Below are 11564 nucleotides of genomic sequence, written 5' to 3' on the forward strand. Positions count from 1 at the left end.
ACGCGTCAGGAAGACCCGGTTCGCACTGGAGAGGATGTCGCCACCCGGAAAGTGTGGGGAGAGCCGTCAGCAGCCTGGATCGAGAGATACTCGCCCGGCACGAAGCGTTCGTCCGCCAGCCGAAATCCGAACTCGTCGTCCGCCTCTCCGGGAGCGAAATCGAAGAACCATCGACCATCGTCCGCCATGGCGAGGCGGCCGACGGATTCGGTCGCATCGTTGCGGAAACGACGAACCCGGCAGAGGTCGGCCTTTGCCCGCCACGTCGCCTCGTCCAGTTTTTGATCGCCATCCAGCGGAACCACCAGATCATAGCCGAAGCCGGGATCTCCTGCTGGATGGTCGGGTTCACGAGCCAGTTCCAGACGAACATGGTGAAAGACGGCGGAAGCGCTCATTCCCCGGCTCCCGGATCGCGCGGAGAAAGGGCGGACCAGACGGCGACGCCGCCGACTGTCACCATGAAAGCAGCGAAGGCGGCGATAACGGCGCCGACCACGAGGAGGGATTGAAGGGGCATGCAGATCTCCTTTTTCTTCATCGTGCCCCCAGGATCGGTCGGCCGTCCTTGATCCGCATCAAGGACAACAGCGCTTCGCCTACAGGCCAAGGCGGCCCAGGCGGGTCATCTCGTCCAGCCAAGCGCGGCGACGCGCCAGGGACGCCCCCTCGACCATGCCCAGAACCGTTGTTCTCACGGGCCGGAAGCCCACAAACCGGAAGACATTGCGCCTGAGCATTCTAAGACTGTGGGCCCCGAACCAGCCGATGTAGAACCAGCCGGGCATCCCCATGGTGACCACCAGTCGGGCCGACCGGCCCTTCAGCAGCCCGCCGGAGGATTTGCGCCGGGGGTCGAAAGCAAACCCCGGACGTAACACCTGCTCAAGAAAGGCTTTCAGTACGGCCGGCACGTCGCCCAGCCACAAGGGATAGAAGACCACGACGTGTTGGGCCCAGAGCAGATCCTGCTGACAGGCCTGGACGATCTCCGGAGGCAAGGCCTCCCAGTCAGACCGGCTGCCCAGGGGCGGGATGCCGAGATCGCCGAGGATCAGGGTTCGCAGGGTATGGCCGGCCTCGCGCGCGCCCTCCCGGTAAGCCTCGGCCAGGCCATGGCACAAGCGCTGCGGCGAGGGATCGGGATGACCTTCGATGATGAGGATGCGCCGGGGCGGCTTGCGGTGCGTGTCCATGCGGCATGATTGTCGCCCGCCACGCAACCGGCCTTGATCCAGATCAAAGGGACTTGCGGCCGGGCCGGATCAGTATCCCGCCGCCAGGGCCAGCCGCATCAGATCGGACAGGGTGCGCACGCCCGCTTTGGTCATCAGATTGGCCCGGTAGACCTCCACCGTGCGCGCGCTGATCTGCAGGTCGCGCGCGATCTCCTTGTTGGACTGGCCCGCCGCCACGCCCGCCAGCACGTCCCGTTCCCGGGGGCTGAGACGGCCCAGCCATTCGGGCGCGCCCGCTGACGCCGCCGGCGCCGAAACGGCCAGGGCGGCCTCCACGAGCCGGAGAAACGCCTTGTCGTCGAAGGGCTTCTCCAGAAAGTCCCACGCCCCCGCCTTCATGGCCTCCACCGCCATGGACACGTCGGCATGGCCCGTGATGATGATGACCGGATGGGGTAGCTCCAGCGTCCGGATGCGCCGCAGCAAGTCGAGCCCCGACAGACCCGGCATGCGCACGTCCGTGACGATGCACCCCGGTTCGAGATCGCTTCCCCGGTCCAGCAAGGCCTGGGCCTGCGGATAGGTGCGGTGCGCGTGGCCGCCCACGTCCAGCAGAAAGGACAGGGACTCGCGCATGGCGTCGTCGTCGTCCACCACATGAACCAGACGATCGCTCATCAGGCTTCCTTTCCAGCCAAGGGAACGGTGAAGGCGAACATGGTCCCGCCGCCCTCGTTCGGCTCGCACCAGATCGACCCGCCGTGGGCCTCCACGATGGTGCGACAGATCGAAAGGCCCACGCCCATGCCGTCCGCCTTGGTGGTGACGAAAGGTTGGAACAGTCTGGCCTGAACCTCGGGCGCCAGACCCTTGCCGGTATCGCTGACCCAGATCCGGGCGAAGCCTTCGTCATGAGCCGTCACGCCGATGACCAGATCGCGCCGGGGCGCTCCTGCCATGGCCTCAATGGCGTTGCGGATCAGGTTCAGCGCCACCTGCTGGATCTGGATCGAATCCGCCAGCACCGGGCCCACGTTCCGATCGAACTGATAAGACACCCGCAGGTCCAGGGGGCGGGCGCCGATCAGGCCCAGGGCGCTGGCCTCCTCCATGATCTTGACCGGATCCTGCGGCGTGCGCTCGGTGCCGCCCTGGGCCACGAACTCCCGCAGGTGGCTGATCACATCGCCGGCCCGTATCGCCTGGTCTCCCGCTTTCCTGAGCGCCGCCCGCACCTTTTCGAGGTCGGGGTCGGCCTGCTCCAGCAGGGTGGCGGAGCCCTTCATGTAGTTGTTGATGGCGGCCAGGGGCTGATTGAGTTCATGGGCCAGCGACGACGCCATCTCGCCCATGATGCTCAGGCGGGAAACGTGCACCAGCTCGGCCTGTAGTTCCTGCAACCGACGTTCCTGCTCGCGCCGGTCGGTCAGGTCGCGCACAAAGCCGGTGAAGAAACGGTCCCCGTGAAACTTCGCCTCGCCGACCGCCAGTTCCATGGGGAAGGTGGATCCATCACGCCTCTGGGCGACGACGATGCGGCCTATCCCGATGATGCGACGTTCGCCGGTGGTCCGATACCGCTCCATGAAGGCATCGTGATCCTCCCGGTACGGAGACGGCATCAGCACCTTTACGTTCCGCCCCTCCACCTCGGCGGCCCGCCATCCGAACAACCGCTCGGCCGTGGCGCTGAACGACTGGATGACGCCTTTCTCGTCGATCACGATCATGGCCTCTGGCACCGTATCCAGGATCGACTGAAGTTGGGCCTGACGTGCGACGGCCTGTCGTCTGCGGATCAGGTTCGCCTGGCCCATCTGCGCGATGAGGGGGCCGACGACCAGAAACAGGATCGCATCGAGAATGTTGGCGCCATTGAGCCAGAGCGCGTCGCCGAGAAACAGGACAGACAGGATCAGGCACAGGCCCGTGGCGGCCAGGGCGGGCGTGCGCCCGCCAACCGCCGCCGACAGCAGCACGACCGGAAGATAGAGCAGGAAGAAACTGCGGTCGCTGAAAGTCTCGTCCAGGCCGAAGCGCAGCATGAGCACGACGGCGAGGCCCGCGACCACCGCCAGGACGCCCCGGACGAGGTCATCCCTCTTGACTGCCGTCAGGTTGCCTAGCCGCATGCCCACCGCCGCAAAGGAGAGGCCACGGGACCTATCACGCGCGCGCCTGACGCCGCCACTTCTTTCCGGAAATGCCTCGGCCGGGATCCCGACGCACCCTCAGGTGTCGGCCCAGGCCCGGAGCCGTTCGGGCCGCAACAGCCGGTAGTGGCGGGCGCCGAAGAACTCGACCACGCCCTCGACCTGGAGCTGGGACAGCATGCGCGAGACCGTCTCGATGGTCAGGCCCAGATAGTCCGCCATGTCTTGGCGCCCCATGGCCAGCTCGCCACGACCCATACGGCGGCTGAGCGACAGCAGAAAAACGCCGACCCGCTCCAGCGCCGTATGGCGCCCCAGCAGCATGAGATGCTCACGCGACCGCTCCAGTTCCTGGGTGGTCGCCTCCCAAAGGGCGGCCTGGATGCGCGTATCTCCGGCGTGTCCCGGCAGCGCGGCGCCGGGCTTGAATACCAGCACCTCGCAGGTGGTCAGGGCCTCTGCCGCGAACCGGTGGGTCGTCCCGCACTCAAGGCCGAACATATCGTTGCTGAAATAGAAATCGCCGATCTGGCGCCGGCCGTCGCTCATGATCCGTGTGGTGCGCACGGCGCCCGAGATCACGCGGTACAGCAGGTCCGCACTCTCGTCCTGGGCGTATATGTCCTCGCCCCGGGCGAACACCATCCTTACGCCAAGCCCATCCAGGGGCTCCTGGCTGCGGGGGGCTTGAACGCCGAAATCCAGAACAGTCATGGGCTCTCTCCTCGGTCCCAACCTTAGAGAGGCGTCGGAACGACCGAAATTCCGGAGCGGCCCCTAAGGGATTCTACGGAGGGCGTGCGTGCCCTTGATCTGGATCATGGCGGGGGGCAGCCGGGTGCGACAATCTCCGCGACACATTCGGGCCCGGTGGGGCGCAGGCTTCCCTACTGCGCCCCAAGGGACTGCCTGCGCAGCCAGGCGCTTCGGCGCTTCAAGGAGTGACGTCATGCGTAACCTTTTCATCGCCGGCCTGGCTTTGTCAGCCGCCGCCTGCGCCCCGTCGCCCGAGCTGCCTGCGACAGGTGACGCCCGTCTCGACTCCACCGGAATGGAAGCCGCGGCCGCCGAGCGCGCGGAGTTGATCGTGCGCTCGAACTGTTCAGGCTGCCATGCGGTGGGACTGACCGGGGTCAGCCCGCTGCCGTCCGCGCCGACGTTCCGCGAGGTCGCGACCAGGCGTGATCTCTTTCTCCTGGAAGAGGACTTCGGCCGAGGCCTGGTGAGCTCCCATCCCGACATGCCGCCCTACCGGTACCGGGCCAGCGAGATTGACGATCTGATGGCCTATTTTCGCAGGCTGGAGCGCGAGGGCCGGCTGTAACCGGACCACGCCCTCAGCCGGTCAGCCGGCCCGTTGATCATCCATTGACCTGCACCCTGTCGCTCAGCCCGAGGCCGCCATGCCGTACAAAGATATTCTGCTGCCCCTCTTCACCTACCCGACCCCGATTCCGGAGTCGGCCATGGGCAACGCTGCGGCCATGGCCATGCGGCTGGGCTGCGGACCGGGTGGTGGCGAACTCGCCGCCCTGGTCTTCAGGGTCCAGATCCCGCCGACGCGAAACCGTCTGGCGAATTTCCTGGCCCAGACCGACGATCTGATCCGGGACGAAAACCGGCGATGCGCAGCCGTGGCCGAAAAGACCGTCGCGGCGTGGTCGGAAATCGCCGCCGGGCGCGGACTGAAAAACCGGACTGTCATCCGCGACGTGGACATGTTCGGCGAAGCCGAGGCGCTGTCAGGCGCGGCGCGGACCTCCGACATGTGCATGGTCTCGATCGGCCCCGAGCAGGAAATCGACAGGGCGGCGGCGGAATCGATGCTGTTCTCGTCAGGCCGGCCGCTCCTGATCTTCCCGGAGGCGGCTCCGCTGGGGGACAGCGCGACGTTCGAGCGGATCGTCGTGGCCTGGGATGCCAGCCGCTCGGCGGCGCGCGCGCTCGGGGACGCCCTGCCCCTGCTTGTCGCCGCCCGCGATGTCCGCATTCTGACGGTGGTCGGTGAAAAGGCCTCGGTCAGGTCCGGCCAGGGTGAAGAGGTTGTCCGCCATCTGGCGCTGCACGGCGTACAGGCGACGGTTGACGAGGTGGACGCCGCCGGCCGGCCCATAGGCCAGGTGCTGGAGACCTACATGAACCAGCAGGACGCAGACCTGCTGGTGATGGGCGGCTTCGGTCATTCCCGGGTGCGCGACTTCCTGCTCGGCGGCGCGACCGGCGCCCTGCTGAAGGATCCAAAATTCCCGGTCCTGCTCGCCCACTGATGCCCCGCCGGCTGAGGCCGCGACGGCGGGGCCGCAGCTCTGCGGCTCTCGCCGGGCTCGGTGCGGTCTATCTGGTGGTCCTCGTGATCGGTCTGGCGACAGCCCCGCAGGGCGCTCCGATCCCGGATCCGTGGTTCACCCTGATGGAGGGCCTGATCCTTCTGATCGCGCCGCTGATGGTGGCGATGATGGCGGACATCCATGCAGAGGCGGCGCCCGTCGCAAGAACCGGAGCGCTACTCGCGGTCGCCTTCATGACGGTGGCTGCGGCGCTGACCTCGGCGGTTCATTTCTCGATCCTCGCCCTCAGCCGGACACCGCCCTTCACGGACGCTGCGTGGTCAAGCGTCTTCGCCTTCGAGTGGCCGTCGGTGGTCTACGCCATCGACATCCTGGCATGGGACGGGTTCTTTCCCCTGGCCCTGCTCTGCGCGGCCCCGGCCGTTCGCAGCAGGCTGATCCGCCGCCTTCTGCTGCTGGCGGCCGCCCTCGCCCTCATCGGGCTGCTGGGGCCTGTCCTCGGGCGGATGGATATCCGCAACATCGGCATCCTTGGATACGCCGTAGTCTTTCCGGTCGCGGCCGCCCTGTACGCCTTCCGGTCCCCGGGCTCGGCGTCGACCGGCGCCTGAGCCGGGACCCGGCTGTGGCCTGAAAGAGAAGCGGCCCCGCATCGGGGGCCGCTTCATGCCGTCTTGCGCAACCGGCTCTAGAACCGACGCGACACGCCCAGCGAGAGCACCCAGGGATCCAGGCTGACCTCGCTGGTCAGGGCGCCGCCGTTGATCGCGGCGTCCGTGTCGAACCAGATCTTCTTCACATCCACATTCAGGCTCCACGGCCCCTGCAGACCGATGTCGGCGCCGGCCTGCAGCGCCAGGCCGAAGCCGTCGTCCAGGTCCACCGAGAAACCGTTCAGGTCATCCCCGCTGTAGAACACCATGTAGTTCACGCCCGCGCCCACATAGGGGCTGAACCGTCCCTCGGTCAGCGGCCGGTATTGCAGGGTCACCACCGGGGGCAGCACCCAGGTTTCATGCACGGCCACATCGGTCGCCCCGCCCCGGGCGCGGATTTCGTGCCTGGTCGTGCCCAGGATGGCCTCGACGGCGAAGTGGTCGGTCAGGAAGTAGGTGAAGCCCAGGGTGGGCATGGTGCTGTCGCCCACGTCCACGCTCAGTCCGGTGTCTACGCCGGCGGCGGTCAGGATCGCGTCGTCGGCGCCCGACGACACATTGCTGACCCGCGCAGAGATCAGCCATTCGCCGGCGCGCGGCGCCCGCCAGGCGTCCTCCGTCTGCGCCAGAACAGGCGCTGCGCAGGCCGCCGCGGCCAGGGCGGTGAGGATAAAAGTCGTCGCTTTCATGATGTCATCCCCGACGCCAGGCCGCCTCATGCAGCCTCTTCGGCGTCTTGTGCAGAGGATGATCTAGGGCCTGAGCCTGCGCCTTGATTTAGCGCAAGTCCTTGCTGCAAAAGACGTTTCAGATCACCCGTGCATGACGATCGGCGGGCACGGCGTGGGCGTCGAACACCGCGCAGACGGCGCGCACAAAGGGGCGGCCCAGCGGCGTCACCGTCACCTGCGCGCCCCTGATCTCGATGAGGCCGTCCGCCGCGAAGGGCTCCAAACGGCTCCAGACCTCCCGCAGGCTGTCGGGATCAAGGCCGTGCAGCCGTGTGCACGCCTCCACGTCCACGACGAAGTCGCACATCAGCCGTTCGATGAGCGCGCCGATCAGGATGTCCTGATCGCTGAGGCCGACGCCGCGCGCCACGGGAAGCTGCCCCTCCTGAACCGCCTGGCGCCAGTCGCGCTCCTGGACGATGTTCTGCGCGTAGCCCTGCGGCGTCCGGCTGATCGCCGAGGCGCCCAGGCCGATCAGCGTCGGGGCCGTGTCGGTGGTGTAGCCCTGGAAATTGCGGCGCAGGCGTCCCGCCCGCTGGGCCGCGGCCATGGAGTCGTGAGGCAGGGCGAAATGGTCAAGGCCGATGGCGGTCCAGCCCTTGGCCTGAAGGTATCGTGTCGCCGCCTGGCTCTGGAGGAAACGGGCGCGGGCGTCCGGCAAATCCTCGGTGCGGATGAGCTTCTGGTGGGGCTTCATCCACGGCACGTGGGCGTAGCCGAACAGGGCGATGCGGTCGGGCTTCAGATCGGTGATCTGGCCCAGGGTCGTCACCACATTGACCTCGGTCTGCAGCGGCAGGCCGTACATCAGGTCCAGGTTCAGCGAGGTCACCCCTTGCGCCCGCAGGCCCTCGACGGCGCGGCGGATGGACTCGAAGGACTCCGGCCGGTTGACCGCCGCCTGCACCTTGGGAGACAGGTCCTGAACGCCGAGGCTGGCGCGGCTCAGGCCGATCCGTCCGGCCGCCCGCATCCAGTCGTCTGTCAGAACTTCGGGGTCCAGCTCGGCGGCGATGTCATAGCAGTCGGACGGGTCGAACCGGGCGGCCAGGCCCGCCATGAGCCGTTCCAGTTCCTCGGGCGGCAGCATGTTGGGCGTGCCGCCGCCCAGATGGATCGACCCCACCCGGACGCGCCGCCCGATGTGGGCCAGCACCAGATCCGCCTCGGCCAGCAGCAGGTCCACATAGCTGCTCATCACCGCCACGCGGTTCATCGCCCGGGTGTTGCAGCCGCAGTACCAGCACAGGCGCTTGCAGAACGGGATGTGCAGATACAGCGAAATCGGGGTGTCGACCGGCGCCGTCGACAGCCACTGGCCCCACCGCGCTCCGTCCACGTCCGCCGTGAACCGGGCGGCGGTGGGATAGGACGTGTAGCGCGGCGCGTGGGCGTCATAGCGCGCGATCAGATCCTTCACGGTCTCCCGAGACAGGGCTGCGGAGCGGTCAGGCAGGCGGTGGCTGAGCATGTGAGGCGCGCTCTAAAGAAAAAGGTCGCGGCGTCCCCGAAGGGAAGCGCCGCGACAGTGGAGGGTCAGTGACCGGCTTCGGCGTCGTCGGGCTCGGGCGTTGAGAGCCCGTGGTCCCCTTCGTCGAACAGACGGAATTCATGCCAGAGGCCGTTCAGCACGCCGAAGGCGACCGCCAGACCCAGGCCCAGAATCCAGGCGAAGTACCACATGGGATAAGAGCTCCTCGGCTCAGTAGAGGTCAGGGTTGGTCTTCAACTCGGCGGTGGAGGTGCGGCCCCACAGCACCCGGTAAACCCAGGCCGTGTAGATCAGGATCAGCGGCAGGAAGATGATCGTGCACACCAGCATGATGAACAGGGTCAGGTGGCTGGAGGACGCGTTCCAGACCGTCAGGCTGGAGGCCGGATCGATCGAACTGGGCAGGATGAACGGGAACATCGACAGACCGACCGTGGCGATGATGCCGACCGTCGAGACGGACGAGCCGCCGAAGGCCAGAACCGCCGACCGCCGCCATATGCCGGCCAGGGCCGCCAGGGCGCCGAGGAAGCCCAGAACCGGCGCCGCCATCATCCAGGACCAGGTCTGGTAGTTGGTCAGCCAGGCGCCCGGGACCGCTTCGGTCAGGGCGCGCAGCGGGTTGGACGGGCCCTGGACGTCCAGCACGCCGGTAACCGCATAGCCGACGCCGCCGTACGCCACATAGAAGCCGCCGGCCGCGAAAAGGATCAGCGACAGGATGGCGGCGATGGTGCCGTACGTTCTGGCCCGGTCCAGCACCGGTCCCCGTTCGGCCTTGATGCTCAGCCAGGCCGCGCCGTGCACCACCAGCATGGCGACGGAAAGGAGGCCCGCCAGCAGGCTGAAGGGGGTGAACAGGCCCAGCAGGGTGCCGTCATAGAAGATCCGCAGTTCGCTGGTCAGGCGGAACGGCGCGCCCAGCAGCACATTGCCCACCGCCACACCGAACACCAGGGCCGGCACGAAGCCGCTGACGAACAGGCTCCAGTCCCAGAACGCCCGCCACTTCGGCGACGTCCGTTTCGACCGGTACTTGAACGCCACCGGTCTCAGGATCAGGGCTGACAACACCAGGAACATGGCCAGGTAGAAGCCCGAGAAGCTGACCGCATAGACGAGGGGCCAGGCGGCGAAGATCGCGCCGCCACCGAGGACAAACCACACCTGATTGCCCTCCCAGGTCGCGCCCACGGTGTTGATCACCATGCGGCGTTCTTCATCGGTCCGGGCGACGAAGGGCAGCAGCGCCCCCACGCCCAGATCGAACCCGTCGGTGAGGGCGAAGGCGATCAGCAACACCCCCAGCAAGCCCCACCACAAGACGCGTAGCGTCGCAAAATCGATCGGCAGATCCATGATCGGATATCCTTTGAAAGACGAGGTCAGGCCACGGTCGGCGCGGGTTCCCGCGCGGCTTCGGCGGGCTGGGGGTCGGAGTCCCCGAACAGGCTGTGTTCGTGGAAAGGCCCCTTCTTGATGGTGTGCAGGATCAGTCCCACCTCCACGACGGCCAGGGCGCCGTAGAACAGGGTGAAGCCGATGATCGTGGTCCACAGCTGCGGAACGGTCAGGCTGGACGCGCCCAGGAAGGTGGGCAGAACCCCCTCGACCGCCCAGGGCTGGCGACCCACTTCCGCGACGATCCACCCCAGTTCGGCGGCGATCCACGGCAGGGGCATGGCCAGCAGGGCCGTCCACAGAAACCATCGTGTCTCATGCTTGCGCAGGGTGCACAGGATGAAGGCGGTGGCGAACAGGGCGATCATCAGGAAGCCGATCCCCGCCATGATCCGGAAGGTCCAGAACATCAGCGGCACATTGGGCACGGTGTCCCAGGCGGTGATCATGATCTGCTCCGGCGTGGCGTCGCGGGGATCCTCCACATAGCGCCGCAGCATCAGGCCGTAGCCCAGATCGTTGCGGTGTATTTCGAAGTCCGCACGGGCCTGCACGTCGGTGGTGTCGGCCTTGATCCGCTCAAGGGCGTCATAGGCCAGCACCCCCCGCTCGATGCGGTCCTCGGCGATGGCGACCAGTTCGAAGATGCCGTCGACGGTGCCATCCAGACTGCGGGTGGCGATGATGCCAAGGGCCCACGGAATCTGGATCTCGTAGCGGGTCTCGCGCGTGGCCATGTTGGGCATGCCGACGATGCTCAGCCCGGCCGGGGCTTCGTGGGTGTGCCACATGCCCTCGATGGCCGCGAGTTTCATCTTCTGGTTGTCGGTCAGGGCGTAGCCGCTCTCATCGCCCAGCACCACCACCGACAGGGACGCCGCCAGGCCGAAGGCCGCGGCCACGGTCATGGACCGCTTGGCGAAGCCCACATGGCGCCGCCGCAGCAGGTAGAAGGCCGACACGGCGAGCACGAAGGCCGCCGCGATCACATAGCCGGCGGAGACCGTGTGGACGAACTTGGCCTGGGCCACCGGATTGAACAGCACGGCCATGAAGTCCGTCACCTCCATCCGCATGGTTTCCGGGTTGAAGGCCGAACCCACCGGGTTCTGCATCCAGCCGTTGGCGATCAGGATCCACAGGGCGGACAGGTTGGTGCCCAGCGCCACCAGGAAGGTGACGAACAGGTGCGTCACCGGCTTCAGCTTGTCCCAGCCGAAGAACATGAGGCCCACGAAGGTGGCTTCGAGGAAGAAGGCCATGAGCCCCTCGATCGCCAGCGGCGCCCCGAAGATGTCCCCGACGTAGTGGCTGTAATAGCTCCAGTTCATGCCGAACTGGAACTCCATGGTGATCCCGGTTGCGACGCCGAGCGCGAAATTGATGCCGAACAGGAGACCCCAGAACCGGGTGATCGTCCGCCAGATCGGCCGGCGGGTCATCACATAGATCGACTCCATGATGACCAGCATGAACGAGAGCCCCAGCGTCAGGGGCACAAAGAGGAAGTGGTAGAGGGCTGTCAGCGCAAACTGCAGCCTGGAGAGGTCGACGACCGCAAGGTCGATCATGGCTGAGGACTCCTGGAATCGGCCCCGACGACCGATGTCTCACGGCCCTTAGCCGGGACCAGGCTTCCCCGACTTTGATCCTGATCAAAGTGCG

The 11564-nt window shown here is 66.8% G+C and carries 14 protein-coding genes; 3 read left to right on the top strand and 11 right to left on the bottom strand.

All coding sequences use genetic code 11. The features are described 5' to 3' along the window. Positions 1 to 5: 5 nt before the first annotated feature. From ACK4FB_RS03025 to ACK4FB_RS03050, 6 genes are all read right to left on the bottom strand, one after another. Complete coding sequence (locus ACK4FB_RS03025; RefSeq protein ID WP_409747710.1) at positions 6 to 398, bottom strand: hypothetical protein; 393 nt, start codon at positions 396 to 398, stop codon at positions 6 to 8. Continuing rightward, positions 395 to 520, bottom strand: a complete 126-nt coding sequence (locus tag ACK4FB_RS03030; protein ID WP_409747711.1) for a hypothetical protein — start codon at positions 518 to 520, stop codon at positions 395 to 397. Before ACK4FB_RS03030 ends, ACK4FB_RS03025 begins: the two co-directional genes overlap by 4 nt. A 79-nt stretch (positions 521 to 599) precedes the next feature. Then, positions 600 to 1196, bottom strand: a complete 597-nt coding sequence (locus ACK4FB_RS03035; protein WP_409747713.1) for an NAD(P)H-dependent oxidoreductase — start codon at positions 1194 to 1196, stop codon at positions 600 to 602. 69 nt (positions 1197 to 1265) lie between these two features. Continuing rightward, positions 1266 to 1856: a response regulator transcription factor gene (locus ACK4FB_RS03040; protein WP_409747715.1), complete on the bottom strand. Its 591-nt coding sequence runs from the start codon at positions 1854 to 1856 to the stop codon at positions 1266 to 1268. Then, on the bottom strand, positions 1856 to 3310 hold the full coding sequence (locus ACK4FB_RS03045) for a PAS domain S-box protein (protein ID WP_409747717.1): 1455 nt from the start codon (positions 3308 to 3310) through the stop codon (positions 1856 to 1858). The genes ACK4FB_RS03040 and ACK4FB_RS03045 overlap by 1 nt, the downstream gene beginning before the upstream one ends. A gap of 99 nt (positions 3311 to 3409) precedes the next feature. Beyond that, positions 3410 to 4045, bottom strand: coding sequence for a helix-turn-helix domain-containing protein (locus ACK4FB_RS03050; protein WP_409747718.1), 636 nt, complete (start codon positions 4043 to 4045; stop codon positions 3410 to 3412). A 235-nt stretch (positions 4046 to 4280) separates the two neighbouring features. Here ACK4FB_RS03050 and ACK4FB_RS03055 point away from each other — a divergent pair, with 235 nt between their 5' ends. From ACK4FB_RS03055 to ACK4FB_RS03065, 3 genes are all read left to right on the top strand, one after another. Further along, positions 4281 to 4655: a c-type cytochrome gene (locus ACK4FB_RS03055; RefSeq protein WP_409747720.1), complete on the top strand. Its 375-nt coding sequence runs from the start codon at positions 4281 to 4283 to the stop codon at positions 4653 to 4655. Positions 4656 to 4734: 79 nt separating this feature from the next. Further along, a complete protein-coding gene (locus ACK4FB_RS03060) occupies positions 4735 to 5598 on the top strand; it encodes a universal stress protein (RefSeq protein ID WP_409747722.1) in 864 nt (287 codons plus the stop codon). After that, positions 5598 to 6230: a hypothetical protein gene (locus ACK4FB_RS03065; RefSeq protein WP_409747724.1), complete on the top strand. Its 633-nt coding sequence runs from the start codon at positions 5598 to 5600 to the stop codon at positions 6228 to 6230. Before ACK4FB_RS03060 ends, ACK4FB_RS03065 begins: the two co-directional genes overlap by 1 nt. A 77-nt stretch (positions 6231 to 6307) precedes the next feature. Here ACK4FB_RS03065 and ACK4FB_RS03070 read toward each other — a convergent pair whose 3' ends face one another. From ACK4FB_RS03070 to ACK4FB_RS03090, 5 genes are all read right to left on the bottom strand, one after another. Continuing rightward, positions 6308 to 6964 carry an OmpW/AlkL family protein gene (locus ACK4FB_RS03070; RefSeq protein ID WP_409747726.1) on the bottom strand — a complete coding sequence of 219 codons (657 nt, stop codon included), beginning with the start codon at positions 6962 to 6964 and terminating at the stop codon, positions 6308 to 6310. A gap of 118 nt (positions 6965 to 7082) precedes the next feature. After that, on the bottom strand, positions 7083 to 8477 hold the full coding sequence (gene hemN, locus ACK4FB_RS03075; RefSeq protein ID WP_409747728.1) for an oxygen-independent coproporphyrinogen III oxidase: 1395 nt from the start codon (positions 8475 to 8477) through the stop codon (positions 7083 to 7085). Between the two features lie 65 nt (positions 8478 to 8542). Next, a complete protein-coding gene (cydX, locus tag ACK4FB_RS03080; protein WP_409747730.1) occupies positions 8543 to 8689 on the bottom strand; it encodes a cytochrome bd-I oxidase subunit CydX in 147 nt (48 codons plus the stop codon). Positions 8690 to 8708: 19 nt separating this feature from the next. After that, positions 8709 to 9857 carry a cytochrome d ubiquinol oxidase subunit II gene (cydB, locus tag ACK4FB_RS03085; protein ID WP_409747732.1) on the bottom strand — a complete coding sequence of 383 codons (1149 nt, stop codon included), beginning with the start codon at positions 9855 to 9857 and terminating at the stop codon, positions 8709 to 8711. Between the two features lie 26 nt (positions 9858 to 9883). After that, positions 9884 to 11467: a cytochrome ubiquinol oxidase subunit I gene (locus ACK4FB_RS03090; RefSeq protein WP_409748129.1), complete on the bottom strand. Its 1584-nt coding sequence runs from the start codon at positions 11465 to 11467 to the stop codon at positions 9884 to 9886. Positions 11468 to 11564: the final 97 nt, after the last annotated feature.

This window comes from Brevundimonas sp. (assembly GCF_046299535.1).
In the GTDB taxonomy this organism is placed as follows: Bacteria; Pseudomonadota; Alphaproteobacteria; order Caulobacterales; family Caulobacteraceae; genus Brevundimonas.

Bases quoted from the DNA above. Each gene is read 5' to 3' on its own strand.
- ACK4FB_RS03025 (WP_409747710.1), bottom strand. From the start codon at position 398: ATGAGCGCTTCCGCCGTCTTTCACCATGTTCGTCTGGAACTGGCTCGT.
- ACK4FB_RS03030 (WP_409747711.1), bottom strand. From the start codon at position 520: ATGCCCCTTCAATCCCTCCTCGTGGTCGGCGCCGTTATCGCCGCCTTC.
- ACK4FB_RS03035 (WP_409747713.1), bottom strand. From the start codon at position 1,196: ATGGACACGCACCGCAAGCCGCCCCGGCGCATCCTCATCATCGAAGGT.
- ACK4FB_RS03040 (WP_409747715.1), bottom strand. From the start codon at position 1,856: ATGAGCGATCGTCTGGTTCATGTGGTGGACGACGACGACGCCATGCGC.
- ACK4FB_RS03045 (WP_409747717.1), bottom strand. From the start codon at position 3,310: ATGCGGCTAGGCAACCTGACGGCAGTCAAGAGGGATGACCTCGTCCGG.
- ACK4FB_RS03050 (WP_409747718.1), bottom strand. From the start codon at position 4,045: ATGACTGTTCTGGATTTCGGCGTTCAAGCCCCCCGCAGCCAGGAGCCC.
- ACK4FB_RS03055 (WP_409747720.1), top strand. From the start codon at position 4,281: ATGCGTAACCTTTTCATCGCCGGCCTGGCTTTGTCAGCCGCCGCCTGC.
- ACK4FB_RS03060 (WP_409747722.1), top strand. From the start codon at position 4,735: ATGCCGTACAAAGATATTCTGCTGCCCCTCTTCACCTACCCGACCCCG.
- ACK4FB_RS03065 (WP_409747724.1), top strand. From the start codon at position 5,598: ATGCCCCGCCGGCTGAGGCCGCGACGGCGGGGCCGCAGCTCTGCGGCT.
- ACK4FB_RS03070 (WP_409747726.1), bottom strand. From the start codon at position 6,964: ATGAAAGCGACGACTTTTATCCTCACCGCCCTGGCCGCGGCGGCCTGC.
- hemN (WP_409747728.1), bottom strand. From the start codon at position 8,477: ATGCTCAGCCACCGCCTGCCTGACCGCTCCGCAGCCCTGTCTCGGGAG.
- cydX (WP_409747730.1), bottom strand. From the start codon at position 8,689: ATGTGGTACTTCGCCTGGATTCTGGGCCTGGGTCTGGCGGTCGCCTTC.
- cydB (WP_409747732.1), bottom strand. From the start codon at position 9,857: ATGGATCTGCCGATCGATTTTGCGACGCTACGCGTCTTGTGGTGGGGC.